This is a genomic window from Streptomyces sp. NPDC056373 (assembly GCF_042262425.1).
GTDB lineage: Bacteria > Actinomycetota > Actinomycetes > Streptomycetales > Streptomycetaceae > Streptomyces.
Genome location: NZ_JBHJPX010000014.1, coordinates 29,470 through 50,914 on the forward strand (window position 1 = coordinate 29,470; position 21,445 = coordinate 50,914).

General features: G+C 72.2%; 20 protein-coding genes. 13 read left to right on the forward strand and 7 right to left on the reverse strand.

Annotated features, from left to right (window positions below):
• Positions 1-62 precede the first annotated feature (62 nt).
• The 4 genes from ACFCXS_RS27960 (at position 63) to ACFCXS_RS27975 (ending at position 3,068) form a co-directional block, all read left to right on the forward strand.
• Positions 63-1,124, forward strand: a complete 1,062-nt coding sequence (locus tag ACFCXS_RS27960) for an N-acetylmuramoyl-L-alanine amidase (protein WP_376646100.1) — start codon at positions 63-65, stop codon at positions 1,122-1,124.
• A 194-nt stretch (positions 1,125-1,318) separates the two neighbouring features.
• Positions 1,319-2,440: an acyltransferase family protein gene (locus ACFCXS_RS27965; RefSeq protein WP_376646101.1), complete on the forward strand. Its 1,122-nt coding sequence runs from the start codon at positions 1,319-1,321 to the stop codon at positions 2,438-2,440.
• A 55-nt stretch (positions 2,441-2,495) separates the two neighbouring features.
• Positions 2,496-2,726: a DUF2945 domain-containing protein gene (locus tag ACFCXS_RS27970; RefSeq protein WP_376646102.1), complete on the forward strand. Its 231-nt coding sequence runs from the start codon at positions 2,496-2,498 to the stop codon at positions 2,724-2,726.
• 6 nt (positions 2,727-2,732) lie between these two features.
• The gene (locus ACFCXS_RS27975; protein WP_376646103.1) at positions 2,733-3,068 is read left to right on the forward strand and encodes a DUF3140 domain-containing protein; all 336 of its coding nucleotides are present in this window, start codon (positions 2,733-2,735) and stop codon (positions 3,066-3,068) included.
• A 56-nt stretch (positions 3,069-3,124) separates the two neighbouring features.
• On the opposite strand, the gene ACFCXS_RS27980 is transcribed toward ACFCXS_RS27975, so the two are convergent.
• The 5 genes from ACFCXS_RS27980 to ACFCXS_RS28000 form a co-directional block, all read right to left on the reverse strand.
• The gene (locus ACFCXS_RS27980; RefSeq protein WP_376646104.1) at positions 3,125-3,295 is read right to left on the reverse strand and encodes a hypothetical protein; all 171 of its coding nucleotides are present in this window, start codon (positions 3,293-3,295) and stop codon (positions 3,125-3,127) included.
• 236 nt (positions 3,296-3,531) lie between these two features.
• Entirely contained in the window at positions 3,532-3,762 is a 231-nt protein-coding gene (locus ACFCXS_RS27985; protein ID WP_362239527.1) for a hypothetical protein, read from the reverse strand.
• Positions 3,763-4,197: 435 nt separating this feature from the next.
• Positions 4,198-5,220 (reverse strand): hemolysin family protein, encoded by a 1,023-nt coding sequence (locus tag ACFCXS_RS27990; RefSeq protein WP_376646105.1) that lies wholly within the window; start codon positions 5,218-5,220, stop codon positions 4,198-4,200.
• Complete coding sequence (locus ACFCXS_RS27995; RefSeq protein WP_376646106.1) at positions 5,217-6,560, reverse strand: hemolysin family protein; 1,344 nt, start codon at positions 6,558-6,560, stop codon at positions 5,217-5,219. Before ACFCXS_RS27995 ends, ACFCXS_RS27990 begins: the two co-directional genes overlap by 4 nt.
• Positions 6,561-6,777: 217 nt before the next feature.
• Positions 6,778-7,281 (reverse strand): MarR family winged helix-turn-helix transcriptional regulator, encoded by a 504-nt coding sequence (locus ACFCXS_RS28000; protein ID WP_376646107.1) that lies wholly within the window; start codon positions 7,279-7,281, stop codon positions 6,778-6,780.
• A gap of 117 nt (positions 7,282-7,398) precedes the next feature.
• Here ACFCXS_RS28000 and ACFCXS_RS28005 point away from each other — a divergent pair, with 117 nt between their 5' ends.
• Positions 7,399-7,914: a YceI family protein gene (locus tag ACFCXS_RS28005; protein ID WP_376646108.1), complete on the forward strand. Its 516-nt coding sequence runs from the start codon at positions 7,399-7,401 to the stop codon at positions 7,912-7,914.
• A gap of 8 nt (positions 7,915-7,922) precedes the next feature.
• Here ACFCXS_RS28005 and ACFCXS_RS28010 read toward each other — a convergent pair whose 3' ends face one another.
• A complete protein-coding gene (locus ACFCXS_RS28010; RefSeq protein ID WP_376646109.1) occupies positions 7,923-11,393 on the reverse strand; it encodes a molybdopterin-dependent oxidoreductase in 3,471 nt (1,156 codons plus the stop codon).
• A 192-nt stretch (positions 11,394-11,585) separates the two neighbouring features.
• Between ACFCXS_RS28010 and ACFCXS_RS28015 the strand changes: the two genes are divergently transcribed.
• The 4 genes from ACFCXS_RS28015 (at position 11,586) to ACFCXS_RS28030 (ending at position 14,319) form a co-directional block, all read left to right on the forward strand.
• The gene (locus ACFCXS_RS28015) at positions 11,586-11,981 is read left to right on the forward strand and encodes a cell division protein SepF (RefSeq protein WP_104778449.1); all 396 of its coding nucleotides are present in this window, start codon (positions 11,586-11,588) and stop codon (positions 11,979-11,981) included.
• 92 nt (positions 11,982-12,073) lie between these two features.
• Positions 12,074-13,297: an ATP-binding protein gene (locus ACFCXS_RS28020; RefSeq protein WP_376646110.1), complete on the forward strand. Its 1,224-nt coding sequence runs from the start codon at positions 12,074-12,076 to the stop codon at positions 13,295-13,297.
• The gene (locus ACFCXS_RS28025; RefSeq protein WP_376646111.1) at positions 13,290-13,649 is read left to right on the forward strand and encodes a nucleotide pyrophosphohydrolase; all 360 of its coding nucleotides are present in this window, start codon (positions 13,290-13,292) and stop codon (positions 13,647-13,649) included. Before ACFCXS_RS28020 ends, ACFCXS_RS28025 begins: the two co-directional genes overlap by 8 nt.
• Before the next feature lie 199 nt (positions 13,650-13,848).
• Positions 13,849-14,319 (forward strand): DUF6099 family protein, encoded by a 471-nt coding sequence (locus ACFCXS_RS28030; protein WP_376646112.1) that lies wholly within the window; start codon positions 13,849-13,851, stop codon positions 14,317-14,319.
• Positions 14,320-14,506: 187 nt separating this feature from the next.
• On the opposite strand, the gene ACFCXS_RS28035 is transcribed toward ACFCXS_RS28030, so the two are convergent.
• Positions 14,507-14,683, reverse strand: a complete 177-nt coding sequence (locus ACFCXS_RS28035; RefSeq protein WP_376646113.1) for a hypothetical protein — start codon at positions 14,681-14,683, stop codon at positions 14,507-14,509.
• A 239-nt stretch (positions 14,684-14,922) separates the two neighbouring features.
• Here ACFCXS_RS28035 and ACFCXS_RS28040 point away from each other — a divergent pair, with 239 nt between their 5' ends.
• The 4 genes from ACFCXS_RS28040 to ACFCXS_RS28055 all read left to right on the forward strand — a co-directional run bounded on the left by ACFCXS_RS28040 (position 14,923) and on the right by ACFCXS_RS28055 (position 21,380).
• The gene (locus tag ACFCXS_RS28040) at positions 14,923-15,843 is read left to right on the forward strand and encodes an LLM class F420-dependent oxidoreductase (RefSeq protein ID WP_376646114.1); all 921 of its coding nucleotides are present in this window, start codon (positions 14,923-14,925) and stop codon (positions 15,841-15,843) included.
• A gap of 155 nt (positions 15,844-15,998) precedes the next feature.
• Positions 15,999-17,462 carry a 3' terminal RNA ribose 2'-O-methyltransferase Hen1 gene (locus ACFCXS_RS28045; RefSeq protein WP_376646115.1) on the forward strand — a complete coding sequence of 488 codons (1,464 nt, stop codon included), beginning with the start codon at positions 15,999-16,001 and terminating at the stop codon, positions 17,460-17,462.
• Entirely contained in the window at positions 17,459-19,999 is a 2,541-nt protein-coding gene (locus tag ACFCXS_RS28050; protein ID WP_376646116.1) for a polynucleotide kinase-phosphatase, read from the forward strand. The genes ACFCXS_RS28045 and ACFCXS_RS28050 overlap by 4 nt, the downstream gene beginning before the upstream one ends.
• Positions 20,000-20,156: 157 nt before the next feature.
• On the forward strand, positions 20,157-21,380 hold the full coding sequence (locus ACFCXS_RS28055; protein ID WP_376646117.1) for an arginine deiminase: 1,224 nt from the start codon (positions 20,157-20,159) through the stop codon (positions 21,378-21,380).
• Positions 21,381-21,445 lie beyond the last annotated feature (65 nt).

The window sequence follows — 21,445 nt, forward strand, 5'->3', positions numbered from 1 at the left end:
TCCCCACATGTGATCGACCGTCTTCAGACCGGCACGCACGCGCCGGAACGGAGGACTGCCCCATGGCCACCCCCCTCACCGCCGCCCGGCTCGTCGCCGCGTTGAAAGCCGAAGGCTGCGCCGTCCGCGAAGTCGCCGGCTGGCGCACCAACAACCGTAACCACAAGGGGCCTTGGGGCCCCGTGCACGGTGTGGTGATCCACCACACCGTCACCGGCCCCGGCACGGACGTCGTCGGGCTGATCTTCCACGGCCACAGTGCCCTGCCCGGCCCGCTCGCCACCGGGTGCATCACCAAGGACGGCGTCGTCCACCTCACCGGCAACGGCCGGGCCAACCACGCCGGCGGCGGGGACGGCGACGTCCTCGCCGCCGTCATCGGCGAGTCGTACGGCACGTATCCGCCGCCGACCCACGAGCACGACGGCTCGGCCGGCGCGGTCGACGGCAACGCCCGGTTCTACGGCTGGGAGTGCGAGAACAAGGGCGACGGCAGGGACCCGTGGCCGCCCGCCCAGTACCTCGCGATGGTCAAGGCCACCGCCGGGGTCTGCCGCGCGCACGGCTGGGGCCCCAAGAGCGCCATCGGCCACCTGGAATGGAGCGACTGGAAAGTCGACCCGCGCGGATTCGACATGGCCGGCTTCCGCCGTGACGTCGCCGATGCCCTGGCCCTCCCGGCGGGCCGGTGGGAAGGAGAGGACCCCATGCCCCAGTACGTCAACCTCGGTGTCGCCGCGCAGTACCAACTCGCGCCCGGCGCCTGGAACTCGGTCGAGTTCACCGAGGAGTGGACCGACGAGACCGGCGACCACGCCACCGGCGGAAGTGTCTTCGCCCGCGGCCCGGCCCGCTTCGGCGGAACCCTCAGCCTGCACATCGACGGACTGCCCGCGGGCGCCGTCGTCCAGGCGCGCATGACGGAGTACGAGGACGACCAGCAGCGCGTGGACCACCCGATCCACGAGCTCGTCGGTACGGGCGGCGGCACCTTCGTGGTCCTGGCCGTGACGAAGCGGGTCCCGTCGGGCCGGAGCATGCGGGTGCGGCTGCTGAATCAGGCCGCCGTACCCGTCACCGTCGTGAGCGCCGTCCTGACCGTGCTGGTGTGGAAGGAGACCTGAGCGCCGGAGGGCGGGAGACGATCGCCCGTCCCGGCACGTATACCCGGGCATGAACCGAAGCGAGCCATGTCCGTTACGAGTTGAACGAATGCACGGCCCTGTGATTAGGGTGCGGGCGATGTTCTGCGCACACTCCCTCCCTCTGCTCCCGGCCGGAAGAGGCGCCCACGCCTCGAGTCGCTTCGGGAGGGCCCGTGAGTGACACGATGACCGCGGCCCGCCCGGGCGCGGAAACGACCCCGGTGGCGCGCACCGAAGAGCGGAACGCCGCGACCCGCCCGGCCCGGCGGCGGGACGCGTTCTTCGACAACGCCAAGTACCTCGCGATCGTGCTCGTGGCCGTGGGGCACGCCTGGGAGCCACTGCGCCAGGGCAGCAGGGCCGTCACCGCCCTCTACACCGTCGTCTACGCCTTCCACATGCCGGCGTTCATCATCATCTCCGGCTATTTCTCGCGCACTTTCGACGGCAGCCCGGCCCGGCTCAAGCGCCTGGTCACCGGCGTCGTCGTGCCCTACGTGGTGTTCGAGACGGCGTACACCCTGTTCACCCGCTGGTCCAGCCAGGACCCCGACCGCCCGGTCAGCCTGCTGGACCCCCTCTACCTCACGTGGTTCCTCGCGGCGCTGTTCGTCTGGCGGCTGACCACACCGCTCTGGCGGCTGGTGCGGTGGCCGCTCCCGCTCGCCCTGGTCATCGCGATGGCGGCGACGACCGCGCCCTCCATCGGCCCCGACCTCGACCTGCAGCGCGTCCTGCAGTTCCTGCCGTACTTCGTGTTCGGTCTGCTGCTGCGGCCGGAGCACTTCCGGCTGGTGCGACGGCGCGCGGCGCGGATCCTCGCCGTGCCGGTGACCCTCTGCGCGCTGGGCCTGGCGTACTGGGCGGTTCCGAAGATGGACTACGCCTGGTTCTTCCACGCCGACAGCGCCCCGGAGCTGGGCGTCCCCCTCTGGTACGGGCCCCTGATGACCCTGGCCACTTTCGGCTGCTCCCTCGTCCTGGTCGGCTGCTTCCTCGCCTGGGTGCCCCGTCGGCGGACCTGGTTCACGATGCTGGGCGCCGGCACCCTGTCCGGCTATCTGCTGCACGGTTTCGTCGCGCAGGCCGCGAAGCACTGGGGCTGGTACGGGCCTGCCTGGGTCCACGGGCCGGCCGGAGTGATCGCCGCCACCCTGATCGCGGCCGTGGCCGTCACCGCGTTGTGCACACCGCCCGTACGGCGGGCCTTCCGCTGCGTGACGGAGCCCCGGATGGAGTGGGCCTTCGACGAAACGGCCACCGGACGGGGCGGCGCCCGCCGAGCTGCGCCCTGACCGGCCGGCCCGCACGCTGGAAGGACGACACACGTCTCGGCCAGGGAGTACCGGCATGGCGAAGGGACACAGCGAGGGCGGGAAGCCGAAGAAGGGCGACAAGGTCACCTGGAGCAGTCACGGCAGCCGCACCGAGGGCGAGGTGGAGCGGGAGATCACCGAACGGACCGAGGCGTCCGGCCGCACGGTCGACGCCTCGCCCGACGACCCGCAGTACGAGGTGCGCAGCGGCAAGTCCGGCAGGACGGCGGTGCACAAGCCGTCCGCGCTCAAGAAGAAGAAGTGAGGCGGCGTGGACGGCGGCGAACGCGAGGGGACCTGGAACGACTTCCGTGAGCTGGTGAACATGACACCGGCCGGACTGGAGAAGTGGCTCGAGTCCGACGACTCGCAGAACGCCGGGCAGCACCGGAACGGGGGCGAGTCCACCGGGCACGCCTCCGGCCGTCGGATCGTGGCGATCCTGCGGACCGGGAGGGGCGACCTCACGGACGACGACTACCGGCACATGCGCAAGGTCGTCGGCTATGTCCGCCGTCACCTGGCCCAGCGGCCCTCCGGGGACGTGCGGGACTCACGGTGGCGGCACTCCCTGATGAACTGGGGCCACGACCCGCTCGGCGGGTGACGGGCCGCGGGGGAGTGGCCGCACGGCTCCCCGGGAGGCGCGAGGCCCCTCGGGGGTCATGCCGCGCCGGTCTCCTGCGGTGCCATGGCGACCCCGTTCAGGGCCTGGCTCATCTGGTGCTGGGTCTCTTCGGCCACCACACGGGCCTCCTCCACGACGTCACCGCGTTCGCGTATGAGGCTCTCGTAGATCGGCAGCTCTCCGGTCGATGTCGAGTCAGGTTTCACAGTGCTGTTCCTATCGCTTTGCAGACGGGATCTGAGGGGTCCGAGTAAGTCTGCGTCACGCCCTCTCACCGTGTTACCCACCCCCGGGGTGTCCAGATTTCCGTCACGTGCTTCGCAAATTCCTCACGTTTGCCGTCGTGCCGGGGGGCGATGTCCGCCGCCGTCGTTCCGGAGCGGTGCGCCGCACGCGAAAGGGCCCCGGGAATCACTTCCCGGGGCCCTTGGCGCTCAGTGCGTCAGAGCGACGTCGTGTGGACGCCCGCGTTCGCGCCGGCCGCCGCGCCCTGCGGGGAGACGACCGCCTGGACGGCGGCGCAGGCCTCGCCGGTCAGGGGGCCGACCAGGCCGGCGGAGAGGCCGCCCACGAGGCCCGCGGAGACATCGACGCCGCCCGCGTTGCCGCCGGCGACGGCGTCCAGGTCGGCGTCGGTGAGCTCGGCGGTGTCGACCCGAGAGGTGAGGTTCATGGGGGTGTTTCCCTTCGCGTGAATGTCTCGCAGTGGCGTGAGCGCGGGTGCCCGCAGAAAACCGGAGACCGGAATTCCGCCCCGGTCGCTCCCGCCGTGCGCAGGATCAAAGCACTCCCCGGAGATGAGATCCAACCGCCCGTCGGCGCCGCACGCCATCGCGCGGCCACCGCCTTCACCGCTGTGACCTCCGGGTCACGGAATGCGCCCACTCCTTCACACAGCCCGTCCCCCGGCCGGGCGCGGGAGTCTTGCGCCCCGATTCCCGAAGCGGGCACTTCACCGCCAAGTTCCCAGGTCGCGGCCGGGCCGCGGAGGCGGCCCGGGCATCGCGCGGCATCCCGGCGCACGGTGTGCAGATGTGCTGGATGTTCGGGCCCGGTCCCGTCAGGCCGCGGGCCCCCGCCTCCGGCCGGGCGCAGGCCCTCGCCCCCGTCAGGCCGCCCCGGCCGGCTGCAGCAGCCGGGCCAGCAGGTCGTCCAGGGTGACCAGGCCCGAGAGCCGGCCGGAGCCGTCACGGACCACGGCCAGGGACGACCGGCGTCGGCGCAGCACCTCGATGGCGTCGGCGACCGTGGCGGTCTCCGCCAGCTCGGGCACCGGCCGGGCGAGGTCCCGCGCGGTCGTGGCGCGGCCCCGGGCCCGGGCCACCAACGCGTCCCGGGCGTGCACCGAGCCGAGGACCGTGCCGTTCTCCCGGACCAGCAGCCGGGTGCGGTCGTGCTCGGCGGCGAAGCGCAGCAACGCGTCGAGGTCCGCTCCGCCCTCGACCCAGCTGATCTCGGCGGCCGGGATCCGCAGCGCGGCGACCGGGGTCTCCGGCTCGGTCAGCGAGCGGGTCAGCAGCTCCGAGTCGGTCGCGCTGATCAGGCCCAGCCGCTCCGACTCCTCCACCAGGTGGGTCAGCTGCTCCCGGTTGTGCACCGAGGCCAGCTCGTCGCGCGGGGCCACCCGGCACAGCCGCACCAGGGCGTTGCTCACCCGGTTGAGCAGCCGGATCAGCGGACGTACGGCCCGGACCACCGCCCGGAAGGGCGGTGACAGCAGCATCGCCGAACGCTCGGGGTGGGCGATCGCCCATGACTTGGGCGCCATCTCGCCCACCACCATGTGCAGGAACACCACCACGACCATCGCCACGGCGAAGGCCACGCCGTAGCTCACCGCGCTGGGCAGACCCAGTGCGTGCAGCAGCGGGTCGAGTTCGTGCGAGATCGCCGGCTTGGACACCGAGCCCAGGCCCAGGGTGCACACGGTGATTCCCAACTGGGCGCCGGCCAGCATCAGCGACAGCTCGCGCATCCCGGCCAGGGCCGCCCCGGCACCGCGCCGCCCCTCGGCGGCCGCCTTCTCCATGCGGTGCCGCTTGGCGGCGACGAGGGCGAACTCGGCCGCCACGAAGAAGCCACTGCCGATCAGCAGCAGCACGGTCACGAAGACCGCCATCGGGAAACTCACGCCATCTCCTCGGCTTCCGCGGCCTCCACCAGCAGGCCGATCCGGACGCGGTCGGCCACGTGCCGGTCCAGCGTGCGGACGTCGATCAGGGCCCGGCCGCCCCCGGGCAGCTCGACCGTGACCCGGTCGCCGACCGTCGGGAAGCGGCCGAGCCGGTCCACGACCAGGCCGGCCACGGTGTCGTAGTCGTCGTCCTCCGGCAGCCGGACACCGGTCGCCTCGGCAACCTCGTCCACCCGGCGGCCGGCGTCCACCAGCCAGCCGTCGCCGTCCGCGACGGCGAGCAGGGTGACCCTGTCGGACTCGTCGGCGATGTCACCGACCAGCTCTTCGGCGATGTCCTCGTAGGTGACGACGCCCGCCACGCCGCCGTGCTCGTCGAGGACGACCGCGAACTCGTCGTCCTGCTCCCGCATCCGCGTCACCGCGTCGGGCAGCGCGAGTGTGTCCGGCAGCAGCAGCGGCCGACGGGCCACCTCACCGGCCCGTGCGCCGGCCAGACGCGCGGCGGGCAGCGCCATCAGCTCGCGCACGCCCAGCACGCCCGCGATGTCGTCCGGATGGTCGCCGAGCACCGGGTAGTTGGAGTGGCCGTGCCGGGCGATCAGGCCGACCGCCTCCTCGGCACCGGCGTCCTTGCGGACGAACACGGCCTCGGCACGCGGCACCATCACCTCGTGCAGCGTGCGCTCGGAGAACTCCAGCGCGTGGTCCAGCAGCGCGGCGGTGTCCTGCGGCAGTTCCCCCTGTTCATGGGACTCGCCGATCAGATGGCCGAGTTCCTCCAGCGTGGCGCCGTGGTGCAGTTCCTCGACGGGCTCGATCCCGGCCTTGCGCAGCAGCCGGTCGGCCGCGCCGTCGAAGATCCGTACGACGGGGCCGACGACCTTCAGATACGCCAGGGTGGACGGGGCCAGCGCCTTGGCCAGCCGCTCGGGCACGGCGATCGCGAGGTTCTTCGGGGCGAGTTCACCGAGGACCATCTGCACGACAGTGGCCAGGACGAAGGCGAGCACGACGGCGACGGTGCTGACGGCGGCGTCGGGCAGGCCGAGGCCCGACAGGGCCGGCCTGAGCAGCGCGGACACCGAAGGCTCGGCGATGAAGCCGACCACCAGACCGGTGACGGTGATGCCGAGCTGCGCGCCGGACAGCATGAACGACAGCCGCTCCAGCACCGTGAGGGCACGGGCGGCCCTGCGGTCCCCGGCCTCGGCCTCACGCGCGAGGGTGAGCCGGTCGGCGGAGACGTAGGCGAACTCCTGGGCGACGAAGTAGCCGGTGCCGGCGGTCAGCACGAACACGGCGAGCAGGCCCAGCAGGGCCTCGGCGGCACTCATCGAACACCACCCCGCCGTGTGCCGCGGTCACTCATGTCGTGGCGGGATGGTCGGGGACTGTGCCCCGGAGGGTCCGTCGATCTGGCGGACAAGAACGTGCTCCTTAGACGTGGGGTGTGTCACCGGGTACAACGCGTCTCGTCGCGCCGGTGTTCCCGGATTCTACGCCCGTGTAGATGAAGCGGTCCGGGAGCGCGGGGTCCGGGTGGGATCCGGCTCACTCCTTGCCGGAGTCCGCCGCGAGATCGGGCACCAGCCCCCGCATCGCCGCGCACTGATCCGGCCCCATGAAGCGGGCCAGGGCCGCGGTGACCGTCTCGGCGAGCGGGGCCGAGGCTTCGCTCAGCAGGTGGCGGGCCTTGTCCGTCAGGGCGACCTCGACGCCCCGCTTGTCGCCGCAGACCGATCTGCGGGTGACGAGGCCGGCGTGCTGGAGGCATGCGATCTGGTACGTGAGGCGGGTCTTCGGGCGGCCCAGGAGCTCCGCGACCCGGGTCATGCGCAGACCGCCCTCGGGTTGCTCCGCGAGCAGGCACAGGACGAGGAACTCGTCGTGCGAGACGTCCAGCCTGTCCTTCACGACCGCGCGCAGCCGTTGCTCCACCGCCCCTGTCGCGGCCAGCAGCAGCATCCAGGCGCGCAGCTCCGCGGGCAGCAGTCCGCCACCGCCGTGGGACGGGCATTCGGGCAGGTCGGTGGGGTGCTCCTCGGGGTCGGACATGTCCCTGAGTCTACCTGTCGTCCAAATTTGGAGAAGAATGGTTGTTCAGTTTTGGATTAGCCGCTAGCGTTCCCCATCAGTCATCCAAATTTGCACTACTTGGCAGGGAGAACGCACATGACCGTCACCGTGGAAACCGGACAGTGGCAGCTCGACGCGACCGCCTCGAGCGTCGGCATCCGGCACAGGACCATGTGGGGCCTGGTCACCGTGAAGGGCGTCTTCGGCGCCCTGGACGGCCGGGGCGAGGTCCGGAGCGACGGGTCCGCCGTCGGCACCCTCACCTTCCTCGTCGCCTCCCTCGACACCAAGAACGCCAAGCGCGACACCCACCTGCGCTCCGAGCACTTCTTCGACGCCGACCACCACCCCGAGATCACCTTCGCGGCCCGCAGCGCGGAGCTCCGCGACGAGGACCAGGTGCACGTGGTCGGACAGCTGACCGTACGCGGCATCAGCAGGCCGCTGTCCCTGACCGCGCGAGTGACGGACCGGGACGCCGCGGGGCTCACCCTGCACACCGAGTTCGGCCTGGACCGCGAGCAGTTCGGCATGGGCTGGAACCAACTGGGCATGATCCGCGGCCGGACGACGGTCACCGCCGCGCTCCGCTTCACCCGGGCCACCGCCTGACACCGACGTCAGCCCGGGCCCGCGGGCACATCCGTGCTCGACAGCGTCTGCGGCGACGCCGTGAACGCGCGCAGGCGGACCCGGGATCCGGGGCGGGGCAGTGGGAAACGGCCCGCGGGCGGCCAAAGTTCGTAGCGGGCGGTGCCGTGCGCGGGCAGGGTGCGCGGGCCCCGGACGACCCGCCAGTACGGGCCCATGCCCTGGCCGGTGGTCAGCATGAAGTGCGGGGTGAGCGCGGTGCCGCCGGTGTTGGTGACCTGGACGGCAAGGCGGGAGACCGCCGCCGCGGTGGGGTGCCGGACCGCCGTGACCCGCATCCGCAGGGGCGGTGTGCCCGTCGCCGCCACGGCCGCGCAGGCCGCCGCCGGCGCCAGCAGCAGCACCGTCGCGGCGACCCGCGCCGGGCGGCCGCGCACTCCGGCCGGCAGGCCCGCACGAGGCTGCCACGCCCGGACGAACGCCGACGCCGGAGCCGTCACCGCCGCCGCCAGCCACAGCGGTGTCATCAGCAGGTAGTAGCCGTCCTGCGACCGGGTCGCCAGATAGAAGGCGCACCACGGCAGCACGGTCGCGGCCGGCCCCAGCCGCCGCACGAACAGCACGAACAGGGTGAGCAGCCCCGCGAAGAGCAGCACGCTCGCATGGGAGTACCAGCCGATCCGGTCGCTGCCGTCCGTGAGATACAGCGAGATGCCGACCACGCCCTGGCCGTGCAGCACCGCCCCCTGGGTGAGCGGCAGGGCGATCCCCGTGAGCCAGCGCCCCGGCTCGCTCACGACGAAGTAGGCGTTGACCACACACCATGTGCAGGCAGCGGTCCCGGCGAACCGAAGTACCAGCAGCGCCGTGAACAGCAGGTCGGCCGTGCGGGCGAGCGTGCCGACGTCGGCGTCGTCCATGCCGACGAGGCTCGCCCGGTGCCCCGTCGAGGTCAGCCGCTCGGCGGTGGCGGTGGCGAACTCCTCCGCGTTCCCGGTCTGCGAGGCCCACAGCACGACGACCTCACGGCCGGACCGCTGCGGTGACTCGGCCGTCGAGGTCCGTGAGTACATCCCGGCCAGGACCCCGTTGACCCACAGCGCGTGCTCGGGCGAGAAGGGCGCGTCGGGCGGCAGCACCGGCACGCCGGGGGCGCCCGAGCCGAGGCCCGCGAGAAAGCCGGTGAGGTACTGCCGCTCCTGGGCGGAGAGCACCGGGGGAGGGGAGGGGGCCAGGCCGAAGGGGTTCGCGGTGCCCGGCGTCACGGCCGTGGGCGTCAGGGCCGGTGCCTGCGCTGCGGACACCGCTGCCTGAGGGGTGGGCGCCGCTGCCTGCGGTGCGGGCGCCGCCACCTTCGCCAGCGACACCGCGCACGCCTTGAACTCCGGCTGGAAGGACAGCGGATCCACCGCGTCGCTCGTCACCGCGTTGATGCTCAGGTACTCGCCGAACAGGTCGTTCCAGTGGAACGGCGCGAAGCAGCACCCCGGCCGCACCCGGTCCGTCACCACGGCCGGCAGCACGGCCCGCCCGCGCCGGGAGGCCACCTCGACGAGGTCGTCCTCGCCGACCCCGAGCGCCGCGGCGTCCTCCGGGTGCAGCTCCACGAACGGCCCGGGATTCAGCTTGTTGAGCTTGGCGACCTTCCCGGTCTTGGTGAGGGTGTGCCACTGGTGCTGCACCCGCCCGGTGTTGAGCACGAACGGATAGTCGTCGTCGGGGAGTTCGGCGGCGGGCAGATGCGGCCGCGCGAAGAACACGGCCCGCCCGGAGGCCGTGGGGAAGCGCAGCCCCTCGTCACCCACGTACCGGATCGGATTGCGCTCCGGCCCGTCCTCCCGCGCGGCCGGCCACTGCACGGGCGTCTCCCGCAGCCGCTCGTAGGAGACCCCGCGCAGGTCCCAGCCGGTCTTCGGGTTCCAGAAGCGCCGGATCTCCTCGAAGACCTGCTCGGCACTGTCGTACGAGAACCCCTTCTCGTAGCCCATCGCGCACGCCACCTCGGCGATGATCCGCCAGTCGGCCATCGCCTCCCCGGGCGGGTCCGCGGCCTGCCGGGTCAGTGTGAGGTTGCGCTCGCTGTTGACGAACACCCCCTCGGCCTCGGTCCACATCGCGCCGGGCAGGACGACATCGGCGTACGCGTTCGTCTCGGTGTCCGCGAACACGTCCTGCGTGACGACCAACTCGGCGGCCTCCAGGCCCTCGATGACCGTGCGGCGGTTGGCGACGGAGGCGACGGGGTTGGTGCAGATGATCCAGCAGGCCTTGATCTCGCCCTCGGCCATCTTCCGGAACATCTCGATCGTGCCCTGCCCGGCCCCGTCCGCGCGCAGCGTCCCGGGCGGCAGCTCCCACACCTCCTCGGTGAAGGACCGCTCCTCGGCCACCAGCACCGACCGCTGCCCCGGCAGCCCCGGCCCCATGTAGCCCATCTCGCGCCCGCCCATGGCGTTGGGCTGCCCGGTCAGGGAGAACGGCCCGGCGCCCGGCCGGCAGATCGCTCCCGTCGCCAGATGCAGGTTGACCAGGGCATTGGTGTTCCAGGTGCCGTGCGTGGACTGGTTCAGACCCATGGTCCAGCAGCTCGTCCACCGCTTGCCCGCCGCACCGATGATCCGGGCCGCCTCGCGCAGGTCGCCCTCGTCGATGCCGGTGATCCCGGCCACGGCGGCGGGGTGGTAGTCGGCGAGGAATGCGGGCAGCGCCTCCCAGCCCTCGGTGTGGGCCGCCACGAACTCGGTGTCCGTGTGCCCCGCCTCGTGCAGCAGATGCAGCAGGCCGTTCAGCAACGCGAGGTCGGTCCCGGGCCTGACCTGCAGGAACAGATCCGCCTTGGCCGCGGTCGCGGTCCGCCGGGGATCGACGACGATCAGTTTGGCACCCGCCTTGACCCGCTCCATCATCCGCAGGAACAGGATCGGATGGCAGTCGGCCATGTTCGACCCGATGACGAGAAAGGCGTCCGCCCGGTCGAAGTCGTCGTACGACCCGGGCGGCCCGTCCGCGCCCAGCGACAGCTTGTAGCCGGTGCCCGCGCTCGCCATGCACAGCCGCGAGTTCGACTCGATCAGGTTCGTGCCCACGAACCCCTTGGCCAGCTTGTTCGCCAGATACTGCGCCTCCAGGCTCATCTGCCCGGACACGTAGAAGGCGACCGCGTCCGGCCCGTGCTCGTCCACGATCGCCCGCAGCCGCGCCGCCGTCTCGGCGATCGCGTCCGCGACGGGTACGGGGACCGCCTCCTCGCCCCGGGCGTCCCGCACCAGCGCGCCGGTCAGCCGCCCGGGCGCGGCGAGCAGGTCGGCCGTGGTCGCGCCCTTGGTGCACAGCCGCCCCGCGTTCGCCGGGTGCGCCTTGTCACCGGACGCCTTCAGCACGGTGCGCCGCCCGTCCGGGCCCGTCCCCACATCGAGCACGAGGCCACAGCCGACGCCGCAGTACGAGCAGACGGTGCGCACCTGCCGCGTGTCCGGCCGGTCCGAGGGGGTCGAGGTCATGCCTCGACGGTACGAATCGCCCGTTACGCCTCTGTCACACGGCTTGATCATCGGGGGTTACGCCCGTCACACAGCCGCCTTCCGGCCGTTGTGAGGTGCACTGAGGTCGCGGAGCGTGTCGCATTGGGCCGAACGGGTGACTCTGCGCAAGAATTGCCCGATGCAGACAGCGAGCACGAGCCAGGACGGAGCATGCCGGTGAACAGCCACGATGTCACCGACGAACAGTGGGAGGGGCTCGCCCAGGTCGTGCCGCTGCGGGGCCGGGACGCCTGGCCGTCCGCCGTCGGCCACCGGTCCATACCGGAGGCCGAGACCGAGACCCGCCGCCGTTTCGTCGTCCTGCGCGTCAACGTCTTCGCCGACGCCCGGGACGTCGCCGAGCGGCTGATGGCGGGCGTTCCCGTCCTCCTCGACCTCACCGGAGCGGAGACGGAGGTCGCCAAGCGGGTCCTCGACTTCAGCACGGGTGTGGTCTTCGGCCTGGCCAGCGGGATGCACCGGGTGGACCGCAACGTGTTCCTGCTGACGCCGGCGGGGACCGAGGTGACGGGGCTGATGGAAGGGGCGGGGCTCCCCGGGGCGTGACCAGGAGGCCGGGACGTGACCCGTAGCTCGTTCGTAGGAAGCGCTATAAGACGGAACGGTTCGTCCCACCGGCGGAGCCCTACCGTCCGCGTATGACCCAGCCCGCCCTCCCCGCCTCATCCGTCCTCTCCGCCCCGTCCGGCCGGCCCGCTCTCCCCGACGGGTCCGCAGCCCCCTTTCCGGCCGCTCACTTCTCCCGCCCCGACCGCCCCCGCGTCACCGAACTGCGTCTGGCCGCCTTCACCACCCACCGCCGTGCCGCGTTCCCGCTCGGGCCCCTCACCTTGCTCGCCGGCCGAAGCGGCTGCGGCAAGACCAGCGCGCTGCGGGCGTACGAGGCCCTCGCCCGGCTCGGGGGCGGTGCCGAGCTCGGTGAGGCGTTCCCGGACCCGGTCGCCTGTGTGCCGGAGCGGGCCCGGCCCGACGCGCAGCGCCGCCGCGGCTTCCGCATCGGCTGCACGGCCGACGGCCCCGCCGGCCCGGTCCGTCTCGACGTGGCCGTACAGGCCGAGCCGGAACTGCGTGTGGTGGGCGAGCGGTTGACGTCCGACGGGCTGGTCCTGCTGGAGACGGCCCTGCGCGATCCGGGCAAGCGCGCCGTGCAGGCCGCCTGGCACACGGCCGGGCCGACGCCCGTGACCCGCGGCCCGCTCCCGGACGACCGGCTCGGCACCGCCCTGCTGCCCTTGCGCGTCGCCGGCAAGACGGCGGGGCAGCGCAAGGTCCTGGCGGCGGCCGAGCAGATGGTCGTCGCCCTGCGTTCCGCCTTCGCCTGCGATCCCGAGCCCTCCCGTATGCGCCGGCCCGTGGCCGCCGGCTCCGGCCATCTCCGGAGCGGGTGCGGCAACCTCGCGGACGTGCTGTGGCGCACCCGGTCCGAGTGCGGGCGGCGGCACGAGCAGCTCGTGGCGGCGGTGCGGGCCGGATGCGGCGGGCCGGTGGTGGACGTGCTCGCCCGGCTGCACGGCGACGGGACGGTCGCCGCCGCCGTGGACCGGGGCGACGGCCACCACACGGACCTGGGCCGACTCGGCCACGGCGAACTCCGCTATCTGGCCTTCGCGTTGGTCCTCCTCACCGGACCCGGTGTGCTGGAGGTCGACCCGGCCGGCGAGGTGCCCGCCGCCCTGCAGTCGCTCACGATCCTCGCCGACGGCTTCGACCGGGGTCTGGACCCACGGCAACGACGGGAGCTGTTGGGCCTCGCGGCCCGGATGTGCGAGCGGGGGCACATCCGGCTCGTCGGCGCGGTCAGCGACGGTTCGTGGGCCGCCGGGACGGAGGGGGCCACGGTGGTACACCTGGACCGTGACTGATCCACTGGACGCATCGAAGCCCGGCCCCCACGGCGAACCCCTCGACGTGGCGACACTGCAACGCCGGCTGGCCGAGTTCGCCGCCGCGCGGAACTGGCAGCCGTACCACACCCCCAAGAACCTGGCCACGGCCCTCAGCGTCGAGGCGTCCGAACTGGTCGAGATCTTCCAGTGGTTGACACCCGACGAGTCGGCCCGGGTCATGGCCGACCCGGACACCGCGCACCGCGTCACCGACGAGGTCGCCGACGTGCTCGCGTATCTGCTCCAGCTGTGCGAGGTGCTCGGCATCGACCCGCTGGCGGCGCTGGAGGCGAAGATCGACCGGAACGAGCGGAGGTTTCCGATCTAGCCGGCACGACTCGGCCGCTTGGAGCGAAGAAGTCCACTTGTACACTGCGTAACCGAATCCCGGCCCGAATCCGAATCGTTGTCCGCAATTTTCCGCCTTCCTCTGGCTTTTCGTCTCACACCCACTCACGCTGGGTAGTGAACAAGGGAGTGCGGGCAGACGGACGCGCACAGCGCGTCGGACAAGACGGGGGCAGCGCATGGACGCGGTGCGGCTCATCGTGACGAGCAGGCGGTCCCTGGCGGCGGGCGGCGACGCACAGGAGACCCTGGCACAGGTGTGGCAGGCGCAGGCCCTGGCGCAGGCCATCGGCAGCCGCCTCGCGGTCGCCGGGCCGCCCGAACTGCGTGGCGAGGCGCTGGGGTTGACGGAGCTGGCGGGCCGGGGCTGCGGTGTCCTCGACCCGCCGGTGCTGGCTCCCGGTGAGCTGCTGGCGGGCCAGCTCACCGAGTTGGGCGACGCCCGCCACACCCTGATGTACCTCGGCGGCCTCCTCGGCGAGGTCGGCATCGCCCTGGTCGCCCTGGCCAGCGCCGCCGACGGCGAGGGCACGTACTGGCAGTGCATGGAGGCCATCGACGCGGCGGACGAGTCCCGCGACCGCGTCCTGGAGATGCTCCGCAGACTGGCGGACCGGGAACAGGCGCTGCCGGAGCGGGAAGCGGGGTAGAGGCCAGGGCCAGGGCCAGGGAGCCGCGGGATTCTCCTGAGCCGAAGGGGAGGAACCGCGGGACTTTCCTGAGCCGAAGGGGAGGAGCCGCGGCCTTTCCTGAGCCGAGCGGGAGGAGTGGCGGGACTCTCCCGAACCGAGCGGGAGGAGGCGCGACCCGCTCGGCCGGCCGGGAGGTCCCGGGCCCCTATCCCGCTTGCCCCTCCTCGGCAACCCTCCGTTGCACATCCCCCGCCGACTGAAGATCCGCATCCAACGCCGACAGGTCCGCGTTCAACGCCGCCATCAGCTCCTCCATCTGCTGCAACAGCCCTTTCGGCTGCCCGGTCCCGCCCTGTTGCTGCGGCACGGTCTCTTCGGACATGACGGCCTCCTCGGCCCCCGGCCCCCGGGGAGGCCGGCGCGGGTGACGCCCCGGCGGTCCACCCCCGGTGCGGAAGCCGGGGGCTCCGGCTCCGCCCGAGCCAACGATCACCATCTCGGCCGGTCACTGGCCCGGTCACCCGGGCCCCGCGGTATGGACGTAATTTCACCCGACCGGGGACCGGACGGTACGGGGGACCGACCTGCGTGATCGCACACCCCGGCGTGCAGGATGGAAGCATGGATCTGCGCATCTTCACCGAGCCCCAGCAGGGGGCCACCTACGACACTCTGCTCACCGTCGCCAAGGCCACCGAGGACCTCGGCTTCGACGCCTTCTTCCGTTCCGACCACTACCTCCGCATGGGCAACGTGGACGGACTGCCCGGCCCCACCGACGCCTGGATCACCCTGGCCGGGCTCGCCCGCGAGACCAAGCGCATCCGGCTCGGCACCCTGATGACCGCCGGCACCTTCCGGCTGCCCGGCGTGCTCGCCATCCAGGTCGCCCAGGTCGACCAGATGTCCGGCGGCCGCGTCGAACTCGGCCTCGGCGCCGGCTGGTTCGAGGAGGAGCACAAGGCCTACGGCATCCCCTTCCCCAAGGAGAAGTTCGCCCGCCTCGAGGAACAGCTGGAGGTCGTCACCGGCCTGTGGGGGACGGCCCCCGGCAAGACCTTCGACTTCCACGGCACCTACTACGACCTCGCGGACTCTCCCGCCCTGCCCAAGCCGGCGCAAGCGAAGATCCCGGTGCTCGTCGGCGGCCACGGCCCCTCCCGCACCCCGCGGCTGGCCGCCAAGTACGCCGACGAGTTCAACATGCCCTTCGGCTCCGTCGAGGACAGCGAGCGCCAGTTCGGCCGGGTCCGCACCGCAGCCGAGGAGGCGGGCCGCGGCGACGAGCTGACGTACTCCAACGCCCTCGTGGTCTGCGTCGGCCGGGACGACGCGGAGGTCGCCCGCCGGGCCGCCGCGATCGGCCGTGAGGTGGACGAGCTGAAGCTCAACGGCCTGGCCGGCTCCCCGGCCGAGGTCGTCGACAAGATCGGCCGCTACGCCGGGATCGGCTCCCGCCGCATCTACCTCCAGGTCCTCGACCTCGACGACCTCGACCACCTGGAGCTGATCTCCGCGCAGGTGCAGTCGCAGCTGGCGTAGTCCGCCCGCCAGCCGCCCTCGTTAAACGAAGGCGCTGGTGGGCACAGGTGTGCGAAGCTGAGGACGTCGTCCTGCCGAGCCCCCAGGATCACCCTTCCTGGGGGCTCTCGCGCGTACGGCACCGAACCGTCCACCCAGCCGGAGAGGCCCTCCGCATGTTCCTGACGATCACGACCACCGGCACTCCCGAACGCCCCGCCACCGACCTCGGCTACCTGCTGCACAAGCATCCCGACAAGGCGCAGGCGTTCTCCACCTCCTACGGCACGGCCCACGTCCTCTACCCCGAGGCCGAGGCCGGGCGCTGCACGGCGGCGCTGCTGCTGGAGGTGGACGCGGTGGCACTGGTCAGGCGCGGCAAGGGCAAGGGCCGCGGCGGCGCCCCGGACGCGGCACTCGCGCAGTACGTCAACGACCGCCCCTACGCGGCCTCCTCCCTGCTCGCCGTGGCGCTGAGCAGCGTCTTCTCCAGTGCGATGAAGGGTGTCTGCAACGCCAGGCCGGAGCTGCCCGGTCAGGCCAGGCCGCTGCGCGTGGAGGTGCCCGCGCTGCCTGCCCGCGGCGGCCCCGGCCTCGTACGGGGGCTCTTCGAGCCGCTCGGCTGGACCGTCACCGCCGAACCGGTGGCACTGGACACCGAGTTCCCCGAGTGGGGCGACTCGCGGTACGTGAGCCTGGTGCTGGAATCCGACACGCTCACCCTCGCCGAGGCCCTGCGCCACCTCTACGTCCTGCTCCCCGTCCTCGACGACGCCAAGCACTACTGGGTCGCCCCCGACGAGGTCGACAAGCTGTTGCGCGCCGGTGAGGGCTGGCTGCCCGGCCACCCGGAGCAGCGGCTGATCACCAGCCGCTATCTCTCGCGCCGCTGGTCGCTGACCCGGCAGGCCACCGAGCGCCTGGAGCTGGTGCGGCTCGCCGAGACCGACGACAGCGAGGTCGAGGAGATCGACAACGCCGTCGAGGCGGAGACCGAGGCCGAGGAGAAGCCGACCCCGCTGGCGGTGCAGCGCCGCGAGGCGATCGTCACGGCGCTGAGGCAGTCCAAAGCCGCACGTGTCCTCGATCTCGGCTGCGGACAGGGCCAGTTGGTGCAGACGCTGCTCAAGGACCCGGTCTTCACCGAGATCGTCGGCGTGGACGTGTCGATGCGCGCGCTCACCATCGCCTCCCGGCGGCTCAAGCTGGACCGCATGGGGGAGCGGCAGGCCTCGCGCGTCCAGCTCTTCCAGGGCTCGCTCGCGTACACCGACGCCCGGCTCAAGGGCTACGACGCCGCCGTGCTCAGCGAGGTCATCGAGCACCTCGACCTGCCCCGGCTGCCCGCCCTGGAGTACGCGGTGTTCGGTTCCGCGCGTCCGAGGACGGTCCTCGTGACCACCCCGAACGTCGAGTACAACGTGCGCTGGGAGTCCCTTCCGGCCGGCCATGTCCGGCACGGCGACCACCGTTTCGAGTGGACTCGCGCGCAGTTCCGCGCCTGGGCGGAGGCGGTGGCCGAACGGCACGGCTACGGCGCCGAGTTCGTCGCCGTGGGCCCGGACGACCCCGAGGTGGGGCCGCCCACGCAGATGGCCGTGTTCACGATGACCAGCCCGAAGGAGGCGAAGGCGGCATGACCGACGAGACGCAGGGGCGTGTGCTGCCCGTCACCGACCTGTCCCTGGTGGTGCTGGTCGGGGCCACCGGCTCCGGCAAGTCCACCTTCGCCCGCAGGCACTTCAAGCCCACCGAGGTCATCTCGTCCGACTTCTGCCGCGGCCTCGTCTCGGACGACGAGAACGACCAGAGCGCCACCAAGGACGCCTTCGACGTCCTGCACTACATCGCGGGCAAGCGCCTGGCCGCCGGCCGCCGCACGGTCGTGGACGCGACCAGCGTGCAGTCCGACGCCCGCCGTCAGCTGATCGACCTGGCCAAGCAGTACGACGTCCTGCCGATCGCGATCGTGCTCGACGTGCCCGAGGAGGTGTGCGCCGAACGCAACGCGGCCCGCACCGACCGCGCCGACATGCCCCGCCGGGTCATCCACCGCCACACCCGCGAACTGCGCCGCTCCCTCAGGCACCTGGAGCGCGAGGGCTTCCGCAAGGTGCACGTCCTGCGGGGCGTGGACGAGGTCGAGCACGCCACGGTCGTCACCGAGAAGCGCTTCAACGACCTGACCCACCTCACCGGCCCGTTCGACATCATCGGCGACATCCACGGCTGCGCCGCCGAACTGGAGGCGCTGCTGGCCGAGCTGGGCTACGTCGACGGCGTCCACCCGGAGGGCCGCACGGCCGTCTTCGTCGGCGACCTGGTCGACCGCGGCCCGGACAGCCCCGGCGTGCTGCGCCGCGTCATGGGGATGGTGAAGTCCGGCAACGCCCTGTGCGTGCCCGGCAACCACGAGAACAAGTACGGCCGGTACCTGCGCGGCCGCAACGTCCAGCACACGCACGGCCTCGCCGAGACCATCGAGCAGATGACGGGCGAGAGCGAGGAGTTCCTCGCCGAGGTACGGGAGTTCCTCGACGGCCTCGTCAGCCACTACGTCCTCGACGGCGGCCGGCTGGTCGTCTGCCACGCCGGTCTGCCCGAGAAGTACCACGGCCGCACGTCCGGCCGGGTCCGCAGCCACGCCCTGTACGGCGACACCACCGGGGAGACCGACGAGTTCGGCCTGCCGGTGCGCTACCCGTGGGCGGAGGACTACCGGGGCCGGGCCGCGGTCGTCTACGGCCACACGCCCGTGCCTGAGGCGACCTGGCTCAACAACACCATCTGCCTGGACACCGGCGCGGTCTTCGGCGGCAAGCTCACCGCGCTGCGCTGGCCGGAGCGCGAACTGGCCGACGTCCCGGCGGAGCAGGTCTGGTACGAGCCGGCGAAGCCGCTGCGCAGCGAGGCTCCGGGCGGGCAGGACGGCCGCCCGCTGGACCTGGCGGACGTGCGGGGCCGCAGGGTCGTCGAGACCCGGCACCAGGGCCGCGTCTCGATCCGCGAGGAGAACGCGGCGGCGGCCCTGGAGGTCATGAGCCGTTTCGCGGTGGACCCGCGGCTGCTGCCGTACCTCCCGCCGACCATGGCCCCGACCGCCACGAGTCACGTCGAGGGCTACCTGGAGCACCCGGCGGAGGCGTTCGCCCAGTACAAGGACGACGGTGTCGCCCGGGTCGTGTGCGAGGAGAAGCACATGGGCTCGCGGGCGGTGGCCCTGGTGTGCCGGGACGCGGAGGCCGCGCGCAAGCGGTTCGGTGTGGACGGGCCCACCGGGTCCCTCTACACCCGCACCGGCCGCCCCTTCCTCGACGACGACGCGCTCACCGAGGAGATCCTCGACCGGGTGCGCACGTCGATCGGCGAGGCCGGCCTCTGGGACGAGCTGGAGACGGACTGGCTGCTGCTGGACGCCGAGCTGATGCCCTGGTCGCTGAAGGCGTCCGGGCTGCTGCGGTCGCAGTACGCCGCCGTGGGCGCCGCGTCCGGCGCGGTGCTCCCGCAGGCGCTGGCCGCCCTCCAGGGCGCGGCGGCACGCGGCGTGGACGTGGCCGGTCTGCTGTCCCGCACCGGTGAACGCGCCACGGACGCCGCCGCGTTCACCGAGGCGTACCGCCGCTACTGCTGGACCACCGACGGCCTGGAGGGCGTGCGCCTGGCGCCGTTCCAGATCCTCGCGGTCCAGGGGCGCAGCCTCACCGGCCTGCCGCACGACGAGCAGCTCGCCCTGCTCGACCGGCTCGTCGAGCACGACGGCAGCGGCCTGCTCCAGACCACCCGCCGGCTCTACGTCGACACCGCCGACCCGGAGTCGGTCCGGGCCGGCGTGGACTGGTGGCTGGAGATGACCGGCCGCGGCGGCGAGGGCATGGTCGTCAAGCCCGTCGGCGCGGTGGTCCGCGACGGCCAGGGCCGCCTGGTGCAGCCCGGCATCAAGTGCCGCGGCCGCGAGTACCTGCGGATCATCTACGGCCCGGAGTACACGCGCCCGGAGAACCTCGCCCGGCTGCGCTCGCGGTTCCTCAACCACAAGCGGTCCCTGGCGATCCGCGAGTACGCCCTGGGCCTGGAGGCCCTGGACCGGCTGGCCGAGGGCGAGCCGCTGTGGCGGGTGCACGAGGCGGTGTTCGGGGTGCTGGCCCTGGAGTCGGAGCCGGTGGACCCGAGGCTGTGAAACGGGTGGGCGACGGTCCTGCCGTCGCCCGCCCCCGCTCGTGCCGTCGGCCCCGTCCCGCCCCGTCCGCCCGTTGTCGTCAGTCGGACGCGAACAGAAGTGCGTCGAAACATGCAGGGCGCGCGTCAACCTGTGCCCGGGCGGTCAGGATGGAGGCATGGCATACCACGTCCACTCCGAGGCCGGGCGGCTGCGCCGCGTCATCCTGCACCGGCCCGATCTCGAGCTCAAAAGGCTCACCCCCAGCAACAAGACCTCGCTGCTCTTCGACGACGTGCTGTGGGTACGCAGGGCCCGCGCCGAGCACGACGGGTTCGCCGATGTGCTGCGCGACCGCGGAGTCGCCGTCCACCTCTTCGGTGACCTGCTGGCCGAGACGCTCGAGGTGCCGGCGGCCAGATCCCTCGTCCTGGACCGGGTCTTCGACGAGAAGGAATACGGCCCGCTGGCCACCGACCCGCTCAGAGCCGCCTTCGAGAACATGCCCGCCCCCGAGCTGGCCGAGGTCCTGATCGGCGGCATGACCAAACGCGAGTTCCTGGACGTCAACCCGGAGCCGACCTCGGTGCGCTTCCACGTCATGGACCTGGACGACTTCCTGCTGGGCCCCCTGCCCAACCACCTCTTCACCCGCGACACCTCCGCCTGGATCTACGACGGGGTGTCCATCAACGCGATGCGCTGGCCCGCCCGGCAGCGCGAGACCGTGCACTTCGAGGCGATCTACCGGCACCACCCGCTGTTCCGCGACGAGACGTTCCACGAGTGGTCGAAGGGGCAGGCCGACTACCCGTCGACGATCGAGGGCGGGGACGTGCTGGTCATCGGCAACGGTGCCGTGCTCATCGGCATGAGCGAGCGCACCACCCCGCAAGCCGTGGAGATGCTCGCGCACAAGCTGTTCGCCGCCGGGTCCGCCGAGACGATCGTGGCCCTCGACATGCCCAAGCGGCGTGCCTTCATGCACCTCGACACCGTGATGACGATGGTCGACGGCGACACCTTCACCCAGTACGCGGGCCTCGGCATGCTCCGCTCGTACACCATCGAGCCGGGCGTCGGCGAGAAGGAGCTGAAGGTCACCGACCACCCGCCGGAGCGCATGCACCGCGCGATCGCCGCCGCCCTCGGTCTGAACGAGATCCGGGTGCTGACCGCCACCCAGGACGTGCACGCGGCCGAACGCGAGCAGTGGGACGACGGCTGCAACGTCCTCGCCGTCGAACCCGGGGTCGTGGTCGCCTACGAGCGGAACTCCACCACCAACACCCACCTGCGCAAACAGGGCATCGAGGTGATAGAGATCCCGGGAAGCGAGCTGGGCCGGGGCCGGGGCGGGCCGCGGTGCATGAGCTGCCCTGTCGAACGTGATCCGGTCTAGGAGGCGACCACGGGACCCGAGACCCCTCGTATAGACATGCTGCCGTTCGTATAGTATTCCAGCAG